General features: G+C 59.7%; 20 protein-coding genes and 2 pseudogenes. 12 read left to right on the top strand and 10 right to left on the bottom strand.

Going from position 1 to position 20506, the window contains the following annotated elements; translation table 11 throughout:
* The first annotated feature begins 13 nt into the window (after positions 1-13).
* From MUN84_RS08740 to MUN84_RS08715, 6 genes are all read left to right on the top strand, one after another.
* Positions 14-1648: a lamin tail domain-containing protein gene (locus MUN84_RS08740; RefSeq protein ID WP_244697543.1), complete on the top strand. Its 1635-nt coding sequence runs from the start codon at positions 14-16 to the stop codon at positions 1646-1648.
* Between the two features lie 23 nt (positions 1649-1671).
* Positions 1672-2505 carry a lamin tail domain-containing protein gene (locus MUN84_RS08735; RefSeq protein WP_244697542.1) on the top strand — a complete coding sequence of 278 codons (834 nt, stop codon included), beginning with the start codon at positions 1672-1674 and terminating at the stop codon, positions 2503-2505.
* The gene (locus tag MUN84_RS08730) at positions 2454-2621 is read left to right on the top strand and encodes a hypothetical protein (RefSeq protein ID WP_244697541.1); all 168 of its coding nucleotides are present in this window, start codon (positions 2454-2456) and stop codon (positions 2619-2621) included. The genes MUN84_RS08735 and MUN84_RS08730 overlap by 52 nt, the downstream gene beginning before the upstream one ends.
* A 303-nt stretch (positions 2622-2924) precedes the next feature.
* Positions 2925-3071, top strand: coding sequence for a hypothetical protein (locus MUN84_RS08725; RefSeq protein WP_244697540.1), 147 nt, complete (start codon positions 2925-2927; stop codon positions 3069-3071).
* The gene (locus MUN84_RS08720) at positions 3071-3229 is read left to right on the top strand and encodes a hypothetical protein (RefSeq protein ID WP_244697539.1); all 159 of its coding nucleotides are present in this window, start codon (positions 3071-3073) and stop codon (positions 3227-3229) included. Before MUN84_RS08725 ends, MUN84_RS08720 begins: the two co-directional genes overlap by 1 nt.
* 233 nt (positions 3230-3462) lie before the next feature.
* Complete coding sequence (locus MUN84_RS08715; RefSeq protein WP_244697538.1) at positions 3463-3837, top strand: hypothetical protein; 375 nt, start codon at positions 3463-3465, stop codon at positions 3835-3837.
* Between the two features lie 114 nt (positions 3838-3951).
* Here the strand turns inward: MUN84_RS08715 and MUN84_RS22925 are convergent, their stop codons facing one another.
* The 5 genes and pseudogenes from MUN84_RS22925 to MUN84_RS08700 form a co-directional block, all read right to left on the bottom strand.
* On the bottom strand, positions 3952-4311 hold the full coding sequence (locus MUN84_RS22925; protein WP_262920681.1) for a hypothetical protein: 360 nt from the start codon (positions 4309-4311) through the stop codon (positions 3952-3954).
* A 68-nt stretch (positions 4312-4379) separates the two neighbouring features.
* Positions 4380-4790, bottom strand: a pseudogene (locus MUN84_RS22920) (transporter); the annotation flags it as partial.
* A gap of 50 nt (positions 4791-4840) precedes the next feature.
* A complete protein-coding gene (locus MUN84_RS23705; protein ID WP_317239156.1) occupies positions 4841-5323 on the bottom strand; it encodes a hypothetical protein in 483 nt (160 codons plus the stop codon).
* Positions 5324-5328: 5 nt separating this feature from the next.
* On the bottom strand, positions 5329-7134 hold the full coding sequence (locus tag MUN84_RS08705; protein WP_317239155.1) for a TonB-dependent receptor: 1806 nt from the start codon (positions 7132-7134) through the stop codon (positions 5329-5331).
* A gap of 309 nt (positions 7135-7443) precedes the next feature.
* Positions 7444-8818, bottom strand: a pseudogene (locus MUN84_RS08700) (Nramp family divalent metal transporter).
* Positions 8819-9064: 246 nt separating this feature from the next.
* Between MUN84_RS08700 and MUN84_RS08695 the strand changes: the two are divergent.
* On the top strand, positions 9065-10102 hold the full coding sequence (locus tag MUN84_RS08695) for a cation diffusion facilitator family transporter (RefSeq protein ID WP_244697537.1): 1038 nt from the start codon (positions 9065-9067) through the stop codon (positions 10100-10102).
* 248 nt (positions 10103-10350) lie between these two features.
* Here the strand turns inward: MUN84_RS08695 and MUN84_RS08690 are convergent, their stop codons facing one another.
* On the bottom strand, positions 10351-11739 hold the full coding sequence (locus tag MUN84_RS08690) for a PQQ-dependent sugar dehydrogenase (protein WP_244697536.1): 1389 nt from the start codon (positions 11737-11739) through the stop codon (positions 10351-10353).
* A gap of 160 nt (positions 11740-11899) precedes the next feature.
* Here MUN84_RS08690 and MUN84_RS08685 point away from each other — a divergent pair, with 160 nt between their 5' ends.
* A complete protein-coding gene (locus tag MUN84_RS08685) occupies positions 11900-12334 on the top strand; it encodes a GNAT family N-acetyltransferase (RefSeq protein WP_244697535.1) in 435 nt (144 codons plus the stop codon).
* A gap of 146 nt (positions 12335-12480) precedes the next feature.
* Positions 12481-13113, top strand: a complete 633-nt coding sequence (locus MUN84_RS08680) for a hypothetical protein (RefSeq protein ID WP_244697534.1) — start codon at positions 12481-12483, stop codon at positions 13111-13113.
* 7 nt (positions 13114-13120) lie between these two features.
* Here the strand turns inward: MUN84_RS08680 and MUN84_RS08675 are convergent, their stop codons facing one another.
* A complete protein-coding gene (locus MUN84_RS08675) occupies positions 13121-13705 on the bottom strand; it encodes a porin family protein (RefSeq protein WP_244697533.1) in 585 nt (194 codons plus the stop codon).
* A gap of 177 nt (positions 13706-13882) precedes the next feature.
* On the opposite strand from MUN84_RS08675, the gene MUN84_RS08670 reads away from it, so the two are divergent.
* Positions 13883-16345 carry a prolyl oligopeptidase family serine peptidase gene (locus tag MUN84_RS08670; RefSeq protein WP_244698754.1) on the top strand — a complete coding sequence of 821 codons (2463 nt, stop codon included), beginning with the start codon at positions 13883-13885 and terminating at the stop codon, positions 16343-16345.
* A 5-nt stretch (positions 16346-16350) separates the two neighbouring features.
* On the top strand, positions 16351-17616 hold the full coding sequence (locus MUN84_RS08665) for a hypothetical protein (RefSeq protein WP_244697532.1): 1266 nt from the start codon (positions 16351-16353) through the stop codon (positions 17614-17616).
* A gap of 147 nt (positions 17617-17763) precedes the next feature.
* Here MUN84_RS08665 and MUN84_RS08660 read toward each other — a convergent pair whose 3' ends face one another.
* Both MUN84_RS08660 and MUN84_RS22915 read right to left on the bottom strand, forming a co-directional pair.
* Positions 17764-18456, bottom strand: coding sequence for a phosphatase PAP2 family protein (locus tag MUN84_RS08660; RefSeq protein WP_244697531.1), 693 nt, complete (start codon positions 18454-18456; stop codon positions 17764-17766).
* Positions 18453-18587, bottom strand: coding sequence for a hypothetical protein (locus tag MUN84_RS22915; RefSeq protein WP_262920680.1), 135 nt, complete (start codon positions 18585-18587; stop codon positions 18453-18455). The genes MUN84_RS08660 and MUN84_RS22915 overlap by 4 nt, the downstream gene beginning before the upstream one ends.
* 224 nt (positions 18588-18811) lie before the next feature.
* On the opposite strand from MUN84_RS22915, the gene metK reads away from it, so the two are divergent.
* Complete coding sequence (gene metK / locus MUN84_RS08655) at positions 18812-20074, top strand: methionine adenosyltransferase (RefSeq protein ID WP_244697529.1); 1263 nt, start codon at positions 18812-18814, stop codon at positions 20072-20074.
* 132 nt (positions 20075-20206) lie between these two features.
* Here the strand turns inward: metK and hpf are convergent, their stop codons facing one another.
* Positions 20207-20506 (bottom strand): ribosome hibernation-promoting factor, HPF/YfiA family, encoded by a 300-nt coding sequence (gene hpf, locus MUN84_RS08650; RefSeq protein WP_188555948.1) that lies wholly within the window; start codon positions 20504-20506, stop codon positions 20207-20209.

Below are 20506 nucleotides of genomic sequence, written 5' to 3'. Positions count from 1 at the left end.
CTGCTTATTCTTCGTGAAAAAAGTACTATTCCTGGCGCTGTTCCTGAGCGCTGTTTCGGCCCGCGCTCAACTCACGGACACCTTCGCCGACGCCAACTTCACCCAAAACCCCACCTGGACCGGCGACGCGGCAGCTTTTCAGATCAACTCCGCCCAACAGCTGCAAACCAATGGCCCGGCCGTTACCGGCACCGAAATTCAGTTAGTGACGCCTTGCACCGCTACCACCGGCACTACCTGGGAGTTTTGGGCGAACCTGAAGCTGGCCACCAGCGGCGGCAACTACGCCGATGTGTGGCTCATGGCCGACCAAGCCGATCTGAAAGCCAGCGGCACCAAGGGCTACTTCGTGCGCCTGGGCGGCACCGCCGATGAAGTCTCGCTCTTCCGTCAGGATGCCACCGGTAGTCCGGTGTACGTGGTGAACGGCCAAGATGGCACCCTAGGCTCCACCACCAACAACCTCGTGCGGGTGTGCGTGACGCGCACTACCCAGCATGTCTGGACCCTGGAGCGAGACCTGACCGGCAGCACGGCCTACGTGCGCGAGGGCACGGCCACCGATGCCATCCACCAGCGCAGTGCCTATTTCGGGGTGTATGCTACGTATTCGCAGGCTAACAGCAGAGCCTTCACCTTCGATGACTTCCGGGTAACGGATGCCACGGCGCCCCTGCTCACGCAGGCCACCGTTACGGCTGCCCGCCAACTTGATATTACCTTTAATGAAGCCGTGGCTACCTCGCAGGTAGCGGCCAGCTACCGGTTGCTAGGGAGCGGGACCCCGGCCGTAACGGCTGCCACCCGGGATGCTGCCGATCCAACGCTCGTGCACCTGACGCTGGCCGCCGATGTGCCGCTGGGCGCCCATACGGTGGAGGTGCGGGCCGTGGCGGATGCCTTCGGTAACGTAGCCGCTGGCCCGCTAACGGCTACGTTCCAGAACAACGGTTTTGCCGTGGCGCCTACCATGAACCAGGTGCTCATCACGGAAATCATGGCCGATGAAACGCCGGTAGTCGGGTTGCCGGCCTCGGAGTTTGTGGAAGTGCATAATGCCTCGGCTACGGCGGTGCTGGATTTGGCCGGAGTGCGCCTGCTGAAACCGGGAAGTACCAGCGCGGCCGTGTTTCCGGCCGGCGCTACCCTGCTGCCCGGCGAGTACGCCGTAGTGTGCGGCAGCACCCGCGCCGCCCAATTTGCCAGCTACGGCAAGGTATTCGGGCTAACGAACTTTCCCAGCCTGTCCAACGCCGCCGACCAGCTGGTACTACGCGGTAAAGATGGCCGCACGCTGTTCGAGGTGAGCTACACCGACGCCTGGTACCAGGATGCCCGCAAGAAGGAGGGCGGCTGGACCTTGGAAATGCTGGACTCCGGCAACCCTTGCGCCGGGGCGCCAAACTGGCGGGCCAGCACCGATGCCACCGGCGGTACGCCCGGTCGGGCTAACTCCATCCGCGCTACCAACCCCGACCGCACCCCGCCGGTCCTGCTCCGCGCTTTGGCCCTGAGCCCCACTACGGTGCGGCTCTACTTCGCCGAAAAGCTGGACAGCACCGCCGCGGCCGTACCGGCGCACTACACGCTTACCCCCACGGCCCTATTACCCGCGCCGCCCCCGCTACCCCCGATTTTCGAACGGTAGACCTAACGCTGGCTACCCCGTTGGTGCCCAACCAACCTCTGACCGTAACCGTGCAGCAAGCCCTGGATTGCGTGGGCAACGCCAGCGGCCCGGCTACCTCGGCCACCTTTGCCCTGCCCGCCGCTCCCTCGCCCGGCGACGTAGTCATCAACGAAATTCTGTTTAACCCGCGGGTGGGTGGGGTCGATTTCGTGGAAGTGCTCAACCGCTCCAATAAGTACCTGAACATGCAGGGCTGGCAGCTCGGTAGCGTAGAAGCAACTGGTAGCACCATCCGGGCCGAGCCGATTAGCAGCGGGCCGCTGCTGCTACCCCCCGGTGGCTTGCTGGCCTTTACTACCCGCCCCGATATTGTCCAGAGTCAGTATCCCGCCAGCACTAATGCGACAAATTTGGTGGCGGTACCAGCCCTGCCGACCTTCCCCGATGATGCTGGCACTGTGGTAATGCTGGACGCCCAGGCGCAGGTGCTGGACCGGTACGCTTACTCCGAAAAGCAGCACCTAAAGCTCCTAGACCAAACGGAGGGCGTATCATTAGAGCGGATTCGGGCTGCCGGGCCGAGCGAGGCGCGCAACTTTCATTCCGCGGCTAGCAGCGTGGGCTATGCCACTCCGGGCCGTGCCAACTCCCAGCAGCAAACCGAACCGGAAGGGGCGGGGCTGCTCACGGTGGCCCCCGAGCTGTTCACTCCCGACGAAGACGGTCAGCAAGACTTTACTACGCTTACCTATCAACTGGAAGAACCGGGCTACGCCGGCTCCGTGACCATTTATGATGCCCAGGGCCGGCTAGCCGCCACCTGGTGCGCAACGAAACGCTGCCAACGCGCGGCTTCTGGCAGTGGGATGGCCTGACGGATCGGGGCCAGAAGGCAGCCGTGGGCTACTATGTGTTGCTCGTGGAGCTGTTCACCCCCAGCGGCACCAAGCGTGAGTTCCGCAAAACGGTAGTGGTAGGCGCCCGGCTGTGAGGCTCGCCCGCTGGTTTTCGGTGCTGCCTACCGTAATTGGTAATGATGCCCGGTACTGAGTTTTTAGGTCGTAAGCGCCGTTTAGACCAAGAACGCCTGCTTTAAGTGGACTTTTAGGGGTTTGCTTGGGGAGGAGTAATGCTAGGGCTGCTGACACCGCATGGTAACTGGTGAAAACAAGTGAAGCTCAACAATATTGTATTGTTTTGAGGTGATATTATATATTTTTTATTGCTCAACAATATCCTTTTAAAAAATAGGCGCGTAAGAATCAGCAGTTATTCACCTTAACTGCCTCATTCCATGAAAGTAATATCGCCTCGCATGCACGGCATGCTCGACTACGGTACCATTGCTTTGTTTGCCCTGGCCCCACGCTTTTTGACTTTGATGGCCCCTACGCTACGGCTTGCTACGTACTGGCCGCCGGCTACTTGCTCATCACGCTGATGACTGACTTCCCGCTGAGCGTCATGCGCATGATTCCGTTTCCGATGCACGGCGGGCTAGAGTTGGTAAGTGGCTTGGCTTTGCTGGCGGCTCCGTTCATCTTCGGCTTTCACGACGACAACACCCTTGCCCGTAACTTCTTCATGGTTATGGGGTAGTATTCTTGGGTTCCTGGATGCTTACTGACTGGCGCGCCGATACCCACACGCAAACGCATAAAAACGTTATGCCCCAGCACTAAGCTGCTGCGGTACTACACCTGAGGGCCCGACAGTGCAGTGCTGTCGGGCTTTTTTGTCAAGAACTGCCCGAATGCCTCGCCGGCTAATCCGGCCTGTCTGCGTGTTCAGGCTCCGGTTTACTGTTCACCCACCAACCTGTTGTCTTTCCCATGAAGATTCTGTCGCCTACTGCTCATGGCTTTATTGATGTCGCCTTCATTACGGTGCTGGCCATGGCGCCCATCATGTTTGATCTGGAACCGGCCGTTGATACTGCGTGCTTTGTACTGGCTGGGGGCTACCTGCTCATTACCTTACTCACTGACTTTAAGCTCGGTATACTCCGAGTAATTCCCTTCCCGGTGCACGGCTGGCTTGATTTGCTGACCGGCCTGGCCTTGCTGGCAGCTCCTTTCCTGTTCCACTTTGAAAGCGGCAGCGCCGAGCGAAACCTATCGTGGATGCTGGGAGTGGTTTCGGTTGTTACGTGGTTCATTACCGACTGGAAAGGCCAGACTCGCAGCATGATGACGGACCGAGGCTAACCACCCTACCGGCCGCCACTCGCCAAACAGCCCGCTGCTTCAAGCTGAAGTAGTGGGCTGTTTGGCTTCTATATATTATATCTAGTAAAGCGCGCTTTATCTAGCGCCGTAGCGTTAGGCCCAGGAAAAACTCCTGGTAGGTTTCGCGGGTAAGGGGAGGCCCGCGCCTAAGTCAAGCTGGCAATTCTCGCTGAGGGTGAACTCCGGGCCCACGTTGAGGGTAGTGCGCCACAGTGCTTGGCGAGTGTCCCAGCTGCTCATTAGCTCGGCGTATACACCCAGCACTTTGTTCAGGTCATGATTGACGGTGGCCGCGGGCATGAAGGATATAAAGTGCTGCCCCGCGTCCCGGTCATGTTCCCAGTTGCCGCGCATCTGCACCGACAACTCCGACGTTTCGGCCAGCTTGTACGTGAACGGAACCGACACGCCCGCTTCCCAGCCCCCATTCCCAACGTTGCCGCCGGTGGGCACGCGCACAAACGTAGCCACCGCCAGCGCCCCCGCGACTCTCCGTCGTCGCCGAAGATGTTGCGCTTTGCGCGCAACGTCAGGTCGCCGAAACCCCGGTTGCGCTCCGGAGCCGCGTTTTCCTGGGGCCACTCTTTCTCAATGGTGTACGATTCTACCACTAACTGCAGGTCAGTCTGCTCCGAAATGCCGAGCTTGAGTACGGCCTGGTTGAACAGCAACTCCCGCCGACGAACGCCCTGTTCCCGGCCGTTGCGCACCCGGAATAGGTTGGCTTCTACCTGAAAATGGCCGGGGTCAATGGTAAACGCACTTTCCGTGATGCCGGGGCGGTCGGGGTGGAGCTTGCGCAGTTGGGCGCGGGGGGTGGGCCGAAACAGCGTGTAGCGCGGCTTCGCTGCCGAGTCGGGGGCTTGGGCCGCGGCCTCACCAGCGGCACCCACCAGCGCGCCCGCCAGGAATAGAACGGGAAGAAATTTCATGAGGGGAGAGGTAGCGTATGCCGCTCCGTACGCAAAAACTACGCGCCCGATCATGCAGCCCCAGCAACTGACGGCTTACAAGGCGTAGCGCACCCCCAGGAATAGCCGCCGGCCCTGAATAGGAGCGTAGTTGTAGCTGGTGTCAAAGGTGTACCCCTGCGGATTATCGACGCCCACATTCTTATCGAAGGGTCAAAAGGCCGCAGCAGGGCGTAACGGGGCAGGAAGTTGAAAATGTTCTTGAGGCCTCCGTACAGCTCCAGTCCTTCCCGGAGCTTGCGTGTGGCCTGCACGTTCTGGAGGGCAAACCAGGGCGAGCGGCCGGGCCGGAAGTCGTTCGGGAAAACGGGCAGCGCCATCGGGCTGCTTACCTGGCCGGTGTAGTCCAGGGAGAGGTTCAGCTTTTCCAGCGCGTAGCTCACGGCCCAGGTGCCGGAAAAAGGCGGCGAGTGGAACTGTGCCAAGCGACGCTGCGGGCCACCCTCCGCCGGCTCCTCCCGCCGAAATACGTCCAGCAGGGTTACGCCCACCATTACCTTCAGGGGCGGGCCAGGGCTACGTCGGTGTTCAGCGTGAAGCCTCGGCTAACAGCATACCCATTGAGGTTGCGGTAAATGATTTGGTTGGGGTCAGTGTCGTAGTCGGGGCTGATTTTGTTGGTGAAGTAGGTGTAAAACACGCTGGCATCGAGGGTGACGGTAGCGCCGCTGTTGAGCTGTAGGAAGCGGTTGTAGTTCACGTTCACGTTCCAGCTTCGCTCGGGCTTGAGGGCCTCGGGCACTACTACCTGCCGGGCTCCGGTGAGGGCGGCGTGGTCTTCGGTGAACAGGTTGACTACTCGGTAGCCGTTGCCCAGGCCCACGCGCCACACCTGGCTGCCATCGGGCCGGCCCCACTTGTAGTTCAGGCGCGGACTTAGGATGCTGCCGTGGCGGGAGTTGTAATCGTAACGGAGGCCCATGAGCAGGGTAGCATCGGGCGTGAGGCGCCACTCATCCTGCGCAAACAGGCCGGGCAGCTGTACCAGGTCGGGGGCGTTGCGCGGAGTGTCGTTGGGGCCAGTGGTAGCCGTAGCGGGCGTGTTGTCGTCGTACCAAGTGGTGCGGTAGGTAGCGCCCGTGAGTAGGTTGTGGCGGATGCTCAACTCCTTGGCCCAGGTTAGCTGCCCGAAGCCTACCCGTTGCAAGGCCCGGTACAGGGTAGTGCCGTAGGCCGAGTTCTGGCGGTGCTGGTTGAAGGTGCCGCTGAGCATGAGCCGCTGCCCGCGCACCGGCAGTTGGTACTGGCCCAGCAGCTCGTAGCGGCTCGTGTACACGCTTTCCCCGTAGATGCTGTCCTGGCCGCGGTGCTCGGGCGTCCAGTTCAATTGGCCCCCAAATCGGTCCTCGTAGTAGTAGCGGCCGGCCAGGTTGGCTACCCGCTGCTCGGGCCGGGCCCAGGTCCATTTGTTGAATACCGACACGCGCTGCTGGGTAGGCACGTCGGTAAAGCCGTCGTCGTTCACGTCGCGGCGCTGGTTGTAGTGGTAAAGGTTGGTACTGAGCAGGGTAGAGGCCGCCCCAATTTTGCGCGCCACGCCCAGGTCTAGGTTCACGTCGCGGTGAGAAGTGCCAAACAGGTCGGCGGAAAAGCGCGGGGCCTTTGCCGGGTTTTTGGTGATGACGTTGATCAGGCCGCCCACCGCTTCGGAGCCGTAGAGCGTGGAGGCCGGGCCTTTCACTACCTCCACCCGCTCAATCAGGCTGCTCGGAATGCCGCTCAGGCCGTACACCGTGCTCAGGGAGCTGACCAGCGGCATGCCGTCAATCAGCACCATGGTATAAGGCCCTTCCAGCCCGTTGATGTGGATGTCGCCGGTACCGCAGACGTTGCAGTTAAGCTGAGGCCGCACCCCGTTAATCATGGCCAGATTCTCGAACAAGCACACCGCCGGGTTCTTCCGAAACAGCTTGGGCGAGTACAGCTCCACCGCCACCGGCGACTCACTCCGTATCACCTCATTCAGCGTTCCACTCACTACCACGTCGCCGAGGGCGTTGGCACTGGGGTTCAAACTCAGGTTGAGGGTAGTGGTTTGGCCCGCCGCTACGCTCACATTTCGTTCCGTGGGCAACAGGCCTACCGCGCTGCTTACCAGCTTGTAGCTACCCGCCGGCACCTTCGACAGCACAAAGCTGCCGTGCTCGTCGGCGGTAGTACCCAGGGTAGTGCCTTTCAGCCCGATACTTGCAAACGGCACTTCCTTGCCCTCTGACCGCACCACGCCCCGTACCGAGCCTGTGGATTGGGCCTGAACAGCCAAGTTGCTGACAAACACGAATAAGCAAAGTAGGATATGCTTCATTTAGCAGCAGCTTTACAAATTATTTAGATAAGCCTAAATCTGGTGGGCTGAAAAAAGCGCAGAGTGCGCGCTGTTAGGATTTAGACTTGGTTCTCCTGTTTGAAAAAGGACGGGCTGCAAGTAGTTTGTAGTTGCCTCACCCCTAGCCCCTCTCCAGGGGAGAGGGGGACTAGTTTTTAGCTTTCTAAAAGCTAAAAGGCAGTAGAGCAGACAATAGAACGGTTTCTAGAGCTAGTCCCCCTCTCCCCCATGTCGCGCATCAAGCAAGGGTAGGGGCTAGGGGTGAGGCAACTACACCCCACGCTATTCTTACCCAAAAAACGTTTCGTACAGTAAGTACACGTTCAAGGCGATGATGATGGTCGATACCACCCAGGCCAGCACCTGTACCCAAATCTTGTTCACGAATACGCCCATTTTGGCTTTGCTGCTCGTGAACATGACCAGCGGCACTACTGCGAAGCTTAGTTGCAATGAGAGGATTACTTGGCTGAGCACCAGCAGCTCGCCGGTACCCTTTTCCCCGTAAATTAAGGTCACGATGAAGGCTGGTACCACGGCAATGCCGCGGGTAATCAGGCGACGCAGCCAGGGTTTGAGCCGTATGTTCAGGAAGCCTTCCATCACAATTTGCCCGGCCAGGGTACCCGTGAGCGTCGAGTTTTGGCCCGAGGCCAGCAGCGCTACCGCAAACACAACGGAGGCGGCGCCGGCTCCCAGCACCGGAGCCAGCAGGGCGTGAGCCTGGTTGATATCGGCTACTTCGTGGTGGCCGTTTTTGTGGAAGGCCGCGGCGGCCGTCACTAGAATGGCCGCATTCACGAAGAAAGCCAGGAACAGGGCCACCGTGCTGTCGATGGTGGCAAACTTGATGGCCATACGCTTACCGCCTTCGGTCTGTTCAATCTGGCGGGTTTGCACAATGCTGGAGTGCAAGTAAAGGTTGTGGGGCATCACGGTGGCGCCCAGAATACCGATGGCCACGTACAGCATGCCCGGCGTGGTAACCACCTCCGGCCGCGGTACCAGCCCGCCTAGAATGCCAAACCAATCGGGGTTCGACACGATGATTTCGTAGAGGAAGCAGCCGAAAATCAGCACAATCAGGCCAGCCACGATGCTTTCCAGCACCCGGAAGCCCTTGTTCTGAAACAGCAGCACCACCATCACGTCCAGAATAGTCAGCACTACCCCCACGTGAGGGGAATCTTGAACAGCAGGTTCAGGGCAATGGCCGAGCCGATAACTTCGGCCAGGTCACAGGCCGCAATGGCTATTTCGCAGAGAAACCACAGCACCATGGCCGTCGGCTTCGAGAAATGGTCGCGGCAGGCCTGGGCCAAGTCGCGGCCCGTCACGATGCCCAACTTGGCAGCCAGGTGCTGAAGCAGCATGGCAAACAGGTTGGAAATCAGAATGACGGAAAGCAACGTATAGCCAAACCGGGAGCCGCCCGCAATATCCGTCGCCCAGTTGCCGGGGTCCATGTAGCCCACGGCCACCATAAGCCCCGGGCCCAGAAAGCCAGCAGCTTACGCCAGAAGGAAGCACTCTGCGCGGGTACCCGAATGGAGGCGTACACCTCCTGCAAAGAGGGCGCCGTGCGGGCCTTGCGCCACCCGGCTTCCGGCGGCGTGAGGGGCGGCGTTTGCGTATCGGGAGTAGAAGGTAAGACTGAGGGCATAAAGTGGGGCGATACGTCCGGCGAAGCGCCTGAAGGACTGGTAGTCACAAAGAAAGCTAAATTTAGAGTAGCCTAAATTTCTTTTTAAGACAGTCTACTTACTGCGTTTGTTTCAAAAAGTTGTCGTTACTGCGAGAAGCCAGGATTTTCCCGGAATTTTGCGCCCCCTTTTCTTGTCTTTGCTTGCCTGTACCGGAACCTGATTGGTCGGCCCCGCCGATAGCTCTGCTTCCTCACCGCACCCTCATGGCCCGCCGACTTCCTGCTCGTTCCCTGTTCTCGCTTCCTCTTAAAACGCGCTTTGCCCTGCTTTCGTTGGTGGTGAGTGTGGTGCTGGTGGCCATTAAGTTTTACGCCTGGCTGCTAACCCGCTCCCAGGCTGTGCTGACGGATGCGCTGGAGTCAATTATCAACGTGGTTGCCAGTGGGTTTGCGCTCTACAGCATCTATCTGGCTGGCTTGCCCAAGGACGAAAATCACCCCTACGGCCACGGCAAAATCGAGTATCTGTCGGTGGGTTTTGAGGGCGGATTGATCTGGATGGCGGGGGTGTATATCTTCTACACCGCACTGCAAGCCCTGCTGCATCCGCACGCCCTAGCCCGGCCCGATTGGGGCATGGCCCTGCTGGCGTTTACGGCCCTAGTGAACCTGGGTACCGGCTATTTGCTGATTCAGGCGGGCCGCAAGCACCACTCGCCTACCCTCGTCGGCGACGGGCAACATCTGTATCTGGATGCCGTCAGCACGTTTGTTTCGTGCGCTGCCCTGCTGCTGGTGGTGTTTACCGGCAACGTACTGTTCGACTCCGCCGCGGCCCTGGTGCTGGGCGTGTTCATCGTAGTCAATGGCTACCGCATGGTGCGCCGGTCGGTATCGGGGCTGATGGATGAAACGGATAGTGCTACCGTGCAGCACGTGGTAGCGGAGTTGCAGGAGCACCGCCAGCCGGCCTGGATTGACGTGCATAACCTGCGCGTGGTGCGCTACGGGGCCAACCTGCACATCGACTGCCACGTGACCATGCCTTACTACTTCAGCCTGGAGCAAACCCACGCCGAGGTGCACAACATTGAGGTGCTGGTAGATCAGGAGTTTGAAGTGCAGGTAGAAATGTTCGTGCACGCTGACCCCTGCACCTTCGCCGCCTGCTCCCACTGCCACATGCCCGACTGCCCCGTGCGGCAGCACCCCTTCACCCAGGAAATACCCTGGACCCTGGCCAACGTAGTGAAAAACGAACGGCACCAGCTCATAGAAGAGCCTCAGGAGCAGAATGGGTAAGGTTGCTACAGAACAACCCATAGTGTACAACTGCAAGTGCGTAGCGAGTACAACACACAATAGACTGTGCACATATCAACATAATAGCACGTCATGCTGAGCTTGTCGAAGCATCTCTACCGCTTCGCCTTCACGATTAGGTTAGTCAGAGGTAGAGATGCTTCGACTGCGCTTAGGATGACAGACGGGTTTAACTTATTTAGTCGACAATCAAGCACTACTCACCATTTCACTATTTCACCACCTCACTACTCTATTACTAACCGCTGCGTACCTGCTGCCGTTTTTACGGAGTAGAAGCCTGGCTGTAAACCGTGCAGGGATAGGGAGAGGCTGGACTGGCCGGCGGCAAACTGGGCAGTGCGTACTGCTCGGCCAAGCGCATCGTGGATGTGGACCGTGGCGGCAGTAGTAGCAGGGTTCGGGAGTTGGAGCGTAATGGTGCGGCTGGCGGGGTTGGGCCAGAGGCGCAGCTGGCTGTTGCGGCTGGCAGTGGTAGCCGTAGGCACAAACGCCCTATTTTCCAGCACCAGAATCTGGTCGTCGTTGGTGCCCGGCGTGGCTCGGCCGTCGCGGTTGCTGGTGCCCACGTACACTCGCCCCGCCGGCGAGACGCAAATGGCCCGCAGCCGCCCGAAGGAAGTCAGGGTGAACGCGCCGGTACCGGCCGTCGTGCCGGCCGCATCCAGCGGAATCTGGGTGAGCTTGTTGCCGCGTAGCGTGGCGGCCAGCAGGCTATTACGCCAGCCCGGAATGGCGGGGTGGTCGTAGTAGGTGAGGCCGGCCACGCCCACGGTAGGAGCCCAGGTGAAGATAGGCTGCCGCACATTGTTGGTCGTGCAGAAAGCCTGCTCCGCCGCCAAGTTGCAGAGTCCTTCCACCGTGGGCCAGCCGTAATTGGCATTCGCTTCAATGATGTTGACTTCATCTTCGGCATTTTCGCCGTGCTCAGAGCTGTAAATACGGCCATTGGAGGCCCGTACCAACCCTTGCGGGTTGCGGTGCCCGAACGAGTAGCTGCGGTTGCCGGTTACCGGATTATCGGCCGGAATGGTGCCGTCCAGGTTTAGGCGCAGGATTTTACCGTTGGGAGAGCTACGGTTCTGGGCCGAAGGGCGGTCCTGGGCGTCGCCGGTGGTCATGAGCAGGGTCCGGTCGGGTAAGATGAGCAGGCGGGAACCGCTGTGCGTGCTCACGGCCGGAATGTCGCCGAGCAGCACCACGGGGCTACCCAGTGTGCCGTTGGCGTACGTGAGGCGCACTAGCTTCTCTTTGTAGCCAGTATCGTTGTAGTTGTACACCACGTACACATAGGGCGACGTGGTGAAATCGGGGTGCAGGACCATGCCCAACAAACCGCCTTCCGAGGAAGTCGCCACGTCGGGCAACGTAATAAGCGGCGTCACCTGGCCCGAGTTTGGGTCGACGCGGCTGATGCGGCCGCCGCGCTCCGTCATCCAGATAAAATTATCGGGCCCCCACACCAGCTCCCAGGGCACCTGCAGGCCCGTCGTCAGGGCCGAAACCGTAACCGTGGTAGCGCCTACCGGAAACGTAGTCAGGGCAGGAGCCGTTTGGGCCCTAGCTCCCGTGCCAAGCAAAAGGCTACCCAAGATAAGCGAGTTCAGGTGTTTCATAGCCAGTGAGTTAAAGGGTTAAGTAGATCCAGTAAGCTAACGAAATGGAGCAGCTTTTGGATGAGGGGCACTGGTAGTTTTGTGGGAACCACCGTTCTTGGCAAGCATCCCCACCGGGTTGACTTCTTACCACTGCCGCTTACCCTCAACTTTTGGCCCCATGTACACCATCAGCACCGATCCGGCCCTTCTAGACATACCCCTGATTCACCGTTACTTAGCCGAAAGCTCCTACTGGGCCACCAACATCCCGCGCGAAACGGTGGAGCGAGCCATTGCTAATTCGCTCTGCTTCGGCGTGTACGCTCCGGATGGGGCCCAGGTAGCCTTTGCCCGCGTCATCACCGACCGGGCTACCTTCGCCTGGCTCTGCGACGTGTTCGTGCTGCCCGAGCAGCAGGGCCAGGGCATTGGCAAGCAGCTGATGCAGCAGGTATGGAGCCACCCCGACCTGTGCAACGTGCGCCGGCAGATGCTAGCAACCCTGGATGCCCACGGCTTGTACGAGCAGTTCGGTTTCCAGCCCCTGGCAAACCCGGAGCGCTACATGGAAGTGCGCCGCCCGAACCCCTACGGTGCTCCCACGGCTAACTAAACCAGCGCCGCCCGCCATTGGAAGGAGGATTCCTGCTGTTTCATTTGCGCACCGCCAATGGGTCGTTACTAGCTAGGTATCGGTCGGCTTCACTTTCTACCTGGTAGCGCCGAATTTCTCCCTTTGATCCGCGTTAGTTGCCACGTATGAATACCACTCTGGCTGCCCGCTGGCACCGCCTCACTACCCCTTTGCTGCCTGACGAAGCTCGGCGCACGGCCGCGTTTCAGCACCTGGAAAGCGCCTACACCGCCTCCGATAGGCATTACCACGCCCTACCCCATGTGCGCGCCCTGCTGGATGCCGTGGATCAGCACGCTGGTGTAGTGCAGGATATGCCGGTGGTGCAGCTAGCCATCTGGTTTCACGACGCAGTATACAACCCCCTGCGCGCCGATAACGAGGCCCGGAGCGCCGACTTGGCCCTGGAGTTCCTGCAGCACACTACCCTATCAGTGGAGCGCCGTCAGCGCGTGGCTTTTCTGATTGGGCGCACAAAAGACCACACCCAGCCCCAACCCGCCACCGACTCCGACCTGCTGCTTTTCCTGGATGCCGACCTGCAAATCCTCGGTGCGCCCGAGGCCGACTACTGGCAATATGCCCGTCAGGTGCGCCAGGAGTACCGCCTCGTTCCCGACTTCATGTACCGCCGCGGCCGCCGCAAGGTGCTGGAAAAGCTGCTCTCAACTGCTACTCTCTACCACACACCCGCCTTCCGGGAACGGCTCGACGCCCAGGCCCGGCGGAATTTGGCGCATGAGCTACGAACACTATAGGCCTGTACTACTGCTGTTTATTGCCCAACAGGTAACTCGCCTGCGCTTGGAACACGGTATTGCGTGGGCCTAGGGAGTAGAGGCGCGTGAGGTCATGGGTGTAACGTAGCGTGAGCCCTAGGCCCATGGATAGTTGGTACCCAACGCCAGCCGCACCACCTGCCCCTACCCGGTTGGAGCCGCGCACACTAGTGGAGGTGCCAGTGGAAGTTTCGTAGCGAGCGGCAGCTAGAAAGCTGACTTGCGGCCCAAGCTCGAAGAATAGACCATTGACGTTAATTTTCGCCAGCACCGGCACATCTAGGTAGTGCAAACGGGAGGCAAAGGTGCCATTGATATAGGTACTTTGTGAGCCCTTGGCTGAATACAGAAGTTCTGGTTGTACCAGCAAAAAACCGTCGGAGGACAGCGGCAGTTGGGCAAACACGCCCGCTACCGGTCCGAACCGGCGCGTTGGGCCTTTATAGCCAGGCGAGGTGACGCTACTATAGTTGACGCCCGCTTTTAGCCCCAAACGCACACCTTGGGCCTGGGTTAGCAGTGGCCAGCTGCTAAGCAGCAGCGCGGGACAGAGTAGAAAGAGCTTCTTCATTGAAAAAGTAAAAACGCGGACCTCTCCCACTAGAATTTAGCGAGACGGCGGCATGAAAAGTCGGCCTTATCGAAGTAGATGAGCAGTTAAAAGTAGAGTTGATTGGAGCAGCTAGCAACACTTGGTGGCTAATCGTGTCTGTAAGCCAATCTCTCACTTTGAATTGTAGCTTTGTTGATGCACAAACTACGCCTATTGGGGCTGCTGCTGGTTGTTGCGGCCCCGGCCTTGGCCCAGACTCCCGCTCCGTCTACTGCCGGGCTCGCCCCACTGACCGTCGAGAAAATCATGCGCGACCCGGCCCAGTGGCTGGGCAACTCGCCGAGTAATATCTCCTGGGCCGAGGATGGCAAAACCATTTACTTTAATTGGAACCCCGAAAAAGCCCGCCGCGACTCGCTCTACCGGCTGCCGCTGGCGGGTGGTGCCCCGCGCAAGGTGAGTTTGCGGGAGCAGCAGGCTCTGCCTACCACCAACGGAGAGTACGACCAGCGCTACACCCGCAAAGTGTACGAACGGGAGGGCGACATCTACCTGCTCGACCTAAAAACGCAGCGGGTACGGCGCGTAACCAACACGGCGGAGCGGGAAACCGACCCGCAGTTTGCCCTGCTGGGTCGCGTCATCAGCTACACCCGGGCCGGCAACCTGTTTACCTGGGACCCAGCCACCGGCGAAACCACCCAGCGCACGGACTTCCGCCGCGGCAACCGGCCTACCTCGGGCGAGCCCACGGATAAATCGGAGAAGTTCCTACGGGCCCAGCAGCTGGCGTTGTTTGAGGTGCTGCGGGGCAAAGACCAGGACGCCAAGGCCCGGCAGCGCCAGCAAAAGGCCCTGGCCAAGCTGCGGCCCAAGGCCATTTGGCTGGGCCAGCAAACGGTGCAAAACCTGCGCCTGGCTCCCGATGGCCGCTACGTTACCTACACGCTGGTGCAAGAGCCGGCCGCTGAAAAAGTGGCCCTGGTGCCCAACTTCGTCACGGCCTCGGGCTTCACCGAAGACATTAGCACCCGCACCAAGGTAGGCGCGGCCCAAACCGCCTACCAGCTGGGCCTGTACGATATCGGGCGGGATACTACGTTTGTGCTCGGCTATAAGGAGTTACAGGGCCTGGACGAACAGCCCGCCTACCGCAAAGAGTACCAGCTGCGAGCCAAAGCGCCTACCCCCGCCGACACGGCCAAGGATACCGCGAAAAAGGACAAGCCCGCCACCGAAGTGCGCCGCGTTATTCCGTTTGGGCCTTTCTGGTCCGATAACGGGCAGCACGCCTTTCTCGTCATTCGCAGCACCGATAACAAGGACCGGTGGATTGTGGCCCTGGACCCGGCCACGCAGAAAATCCGCCTCTTGGACCGCCAGCACGATGACGCCTGGATTAACGGCCCCGGCATTGGTTACAACGAGGGCAATGTGGGCTGGCTGCCCGGTAACCGCCGCATCTGGTTCCAGAGCGAGGAATCCGGCTTCAGCCACTTATACACCGCCGACATAACCTCGGGCCAGAAGAAAGCCCTGACCAGCGGCCGTTGGGAAGTGCAGAAGGCCCAGCTCAGCCGCGACCGGAAAACCTGGTACCTGACGGCCAACAAAACCCACCCCGGCGAGCAGCACTTTTTCCGCATGCCCTTGGAAGGCGGTGCGCTGACGCAAATTACTACCCGCTCCGGGGCCAATGAAGTTACGTTGTCGCCCGATGAGAAGACGCTGGCTGTGCGCTACAGCGCGTCCAACAAGCCCTGGGAGCTGTTTCTGATGGATAACAAGCCCGGCGCCAAGATGCGCCAGCTTACCCACAGCACTACCCCTGAGTTTGAAAGCTACCCCTGGCGCGCCCCCGAAGTTATCAGCTACAAAGCCCGCGACGGAGCCGATGTGTATGCCCGCCTTTACCGCCCGGCTAATGCCGTGGCCCAGGGTCCGGCTGTGATATTTGTGCACGGGGCCGGCTACCTCCAGAACGCGCACAAGTGGTGGAGCACCTACTTCCGCGAGTACATGTTTCATAACCTGCTGGCTGACAAAGGCTACACGGTGCTGGACATTGATTACCGCGGCTCCGCCGGCTATGGCCGTGACGTGCGCACGGGCATCTATCGCTACATGGGTGGCAAAGACCTCACCGACCAAGTAGACGGCGCCAAGCTGCTCACCGACAAGTATGGGGTCAGCCCCCAGCGCATTGGCATTTACGGCGGCTCCTACGGCGGCTTCATCACCCTGATGGCCATGTTCACCCAGCCCGACGTATTCCAGGCCGGCGCGGCCCTGCGCTCCGTCACGGACTGGGCCCACTACAACCACGGCTACACCGACAACATTCTCAACGAGCCCTACAACGACTCCCTGGCCTACGCCCGGTCCTCGCCCATCAACTACGCCGCTGGCCTGAAAGGGCACCTGCTCATGTGCCACGGCATGGTCGATACCAACGTGCATTTTCAGGACATTGTACGCTTGTCGCAGCGCCTGATCGAGCTGAAAAAGGACAATTGGGAGCTGGCCGTGTACCCCGTCGAGGACCACGGCTTCGTGGAACCCAGCTCCTGGACCGACGAATACAAGCGCATTCTTAAGCTGTTCGAAACCAATCTGAACTCGGGTAACTCGGGCCCTAAAACCACCAGCGGGCAGTAGCGGCAATGACAACGTCGTTGCGGCGGCTGCTCCGGCGGGCCGCCTACTGTACCGGGCTGATTCTGCTGGCTGCCGTATCGTTTCTGTTCTCGCCGGCGCCCCGAACCGAGGCCGAGTACTGCGGCACCTACCTGCACCTAACCTCCTTTGCCGGCTTCACCGCCAACTGCGACGGGTTTGTGTACATGGAAGACGCCCGACACCTGGCGCACTTGCTGGAGCCCCAGGAAGTTCGGCAGTCCCGGCCGTTGTTTATTCTGGTGGGTGCTGCCGTAGGCTACCCGTGTACGTGGCTGCTGGAGGCCTTGACTGCTAGTGGGTTACTGCCGAAGCAAGTAATGCAGCGCCTACCGTCCAAGTACCAACCCTTGCTGGGTTTCTACATCGGCTACGTACTGCTGAACTACGTGGTGTTGCTAGCGAGCATGTTGCTGTTTGTCCACCTGTACTACTGCCTGACGGATGGGCAGGGCAACGAACTGTTGCTGGGAGCCTTGCTGGTGTTCTTCGCCTCCAATCAGGTTACGAAGGCCTTTTTCTGGACGGTGCACCAACAGATGTTCACGTTTCTGGTGCCGCTGTTCTGCGTGTGGCTACTCTTGCAATCAACCCGGCCCGACTTACAGCGTCCGCGCCGAGTAGCGGCCTGGGCCTTCCTGACGGGCCTGCTGGCGTTGGTGTACGGTAGCTTTGTGCTGGTGCTGCCGTGCCTGCTCTGCGGCTTTTGGCAGCAAAACCGCCCCCTGCTTCCAGCTCGTTTGTTGGGTAGCTGGCTGGGAATGGCGCTATTATTCCTGTTGCCTACCCTACTCTGGATTGGGCTGCTGCGGTTGCTTGGCGTAACGTATTACAACCATGAAGCCAAGGCCTACCACCAACTGGTCTGGCTGCTGGATGCCTTCCGTCGGCCCTGGCCCGAGTTTGCGTCCCTGGCTGCTCAATACGCTCGTCGGTTTCTGAAGACGCTGCCCGCCGTAGGGCTATTTGCTGGGCTAGTGCTGGGGTTGCTAGGCTTGTGGCGATACTACCAATGGCCGGTTAGGTGGCAAGCGTTGTCTGCGGTGGTTGGGTTGCTGGCGCTGTTTACCAGCTTCTTTGCAGTGCTGGGCTACTACCAGCCCCGACTCACGTTTATTCTAGTGCCGTTGCTCCTGTGCTTGTGGGTAATTCTGCTGCCGCCGCGGTTGCCGAGGTGGTCAGTCTGGGTACTTGTGGGCGTGGCGCTGGGCTGGCACATGTGGCAAGTCGTGTCCTATGGTCCGTTTTCCTGAGGAGTTGTACTACTAGTTTATACATCCACCGCGCCCTGTTAAACACTAACGGGTGCGTTAGATGTATAGGAAGACGAGAACCCCGCGTAGAATAGCAAGCGCAGGTCGGCAGAATTAAGGAGCTGCTTGCCCGCTACATAGTAGCTGTTACAGTTGCCGCGTTAGCAACAAACCGCCGTAGGCGTGGCCGTTGCTGTTGAGCCCCTGAATGGGAACCACGCTCATCCGGCCGCCGCTGCTCTTGTGCAGCTGGGGCACCAGAATGCCCGCTCCCGCTCCCACAGCATAGCCCAGGAGGTTGTCGGAGAGGAAGTGCTTGCCGGCTTTTAGCCGCAGGTAGCCAACGGCTGCCGGTACGGCCGCTGCGCCCGCCCACACAAACGGCCGAGCCGGCGAGTCGGGGTGAAAGTCATGGAATACCTTGGCAGCGAAGAAGGTAGCCGAGGCCGTTGCGGCCGTGTGACCGGCGAAAAACGAGTTGGTGGAGTTGCGGCTGGTGCGGTCCGAAAGGTCGAGCCCCGCGTTGTAGGCCAAGGGCCGGCTACGTTCCACCAGCCCCGTTGCCATCGTGAACAGGGCCCCGGTGGTAGCCATGGTCTGGATATATAAGCCCCCAATCTGCCCAAACTTCTGGCGCACACCCCCATCGGCTACCATGAGCAAGGGCGCGGCAGCAAAGGAGGCGTAAAACGGATAGTCGCTGATGCGCTTGGCCGTGGCGCTGGAGTTGCCGGCGGCAAAGCGGTCGAAGCGGTTCACGTCGCGGCGGTCCAGGGCCAGGGCTTCGGCGTCAGTCAACCCGTCCTTGCTTTTGGCCAGGCTCAGGCCCAGCGCATTCACCCGAGCAGGCCTACGGTCACGGGAGCATCTACCCCGAAGCGGGTGTGGTAGGGCGAGGACGCCCGCTGGGCATGGGCGCTCGAAGTCAGAAACGTAAAAAGTATTAGCGTAAGAAGCCGAAGGTGGTGCATAAGAAACAAGCCAGAGGTGGAGAGAATATGTCCCTAAACGCAACGTCACCGGTTGAGTTAACCTCAAGCGTAAAAGGCCGGGCGGCTTGTTAGTCCCCGCTCTATTTGGAAGTTCACCCGCTCAGCCACGTAGAAAACTTGTAGCTTTGCAGCCCTTGTCCGGCAGTACAGCCCGGCTTGGGCAGGGGCTGCCGGCCCCTTGCGTACTCCTACCTTACAAGCTGATGCCCTACCTGTTCACCTCCGAATCTGTTTCGGAAGGCCACCCTGATAAAGTAGCCGACCAGATTTCTGACGCCATCCTCGACGAATATCTGCGGCAGGACCCGACCGCCAAAGTGGCCTGCGAAACCCTGGTTACCACCGACTTCGCCCTGGTGGCCGGTGAAATTAAGTCGACGGCCCACGTAGAAGCGGAGCCTATTATTCGGGAGGTGATTCGCCGCATTGGCTACAACAAGCCCGAGTACCTGTTTAACGCCGACACCTGCGAGGTAATGAACCGCCTGCACGAGCAGTCGGCCGATATCAACCAAGGAGTGGAGCGCGCCAAGCCCGAGGAGCAGGGCGCCGGCGACCAAGGTATGATGTTCGGCTACGCTACCCGCGAAACCGAGAACTACATGCCCCTGGCCCTCGACCTGTCGCACCGCCTGCTGCGCGAGCTGTCGGCCATTCGTAAGGCTGGCCAGGAAATGACCTACCTGCGCCCCGATGCCAAAAGCCAGGTAACCATTCGCTACAACGACGACAATACGCCCGAAGCCATCGAAACCATTGTGGTGAGCACCCAGCACGATGAGTTCGACCAGGACGAGCAGGCCATGCTCAGCCAGATTGAGCAAGATATTAAGACCATTCTGGTGCCCCGCGTGAAGGCTCAGCTCGGGGAAGAAGTGCAGGCTCTGTTCACGTCGGACATCACCTATCACATCAACCCCACCGGTAAGTTCGTCATTGGTGGTCCTCACGGCGACTCTGGCCTCACGGGCCGCAAAATCATTGTGGACACTTACGGCGGCAAAGGAGCCCACGGTGGCGGGGCCTTTTCGGGTAAGGATTCCTCGAAGGTAGACCGCTCCGCGGCGTACGCGGCCCGGCACATTGCTAAAAACCTGGTAGCCGCCGGCGTGGCCGACCAAGTGCTGGTGCAGGTAGCTTACGCCATCGGTGTGGCCGAGCCGGTTGGCGTATTTGTAACCACGTACGGCACCACCAAAGCCACGGGCTCGTTCGGCCACTCGCTCACCGATGGTGAAATTGCCGAGAAGGTGCAACGCCTCTTCGACCTGCGCCCTTACGCCATTGTACAGCGCCTGGGTCTGCAAAACCCCATCTTCGTCGAATCGGCGGCCTATGGCCACATGGGCCGGCAACCGGGCACCAAGCAGGTCCAGCAGGCTGATGGCTCGACCAAAACGGTGGAAACGTTCACCTGGGAAAAGCTCGACTATGTTGATAAGATCAAGGCAGAGTTTGGTCTGTAAATCTTAGTTGTTCATACTGGCTATTTATTGCTGGCCATGTACAAAAAAGCCCCACCTGATGAATTCAGGTGGGGCTTTTTTCTTAACACGAAAGCTGTTAGCCGTTAGTCAACTGCTAACAGCTCGCAAAAATCAGTGGCTAACTAGCTTCTCCTTATACTTAGTAATCTGCCGCTTCAGGTTTTCGGCGGCAGCATCAGTGGCCGCTTCGAAGGTACCGGCATCTTCCTGCGAGAACAGGGTAGTGCCGGGCACGTGCAGCTTAATTTCTACTGTTTTATTGTTTATCCCGTCTTTGTTATTCAGGCGAAGAATCACTTCTCCTTCAATCACGCGGTCATAGAAGGTTTCGAGTTTATCGAGGCGCTTCTGGATGAAGTCAAGCAGTTTTTGGTCGGCATCGAAGTGCACCGATTGCATCTGTACTTTCAT

The sequence above is a fragment of the Hymenobacter sp. 5516J-16 genome (assembly GCF_022919335.1).
GTDB lineage: Bacteria > Bacteroidota > Bacteroidia > Cytophagales > Hymenobacteraceae > Hymenobacter > Hymenobacter sublimis.
The sequence above is the reverse complement of the archived record's forward strand: the minus strand, read 5'-3'. Positions and strand labels throughout refer to the sequence as shown.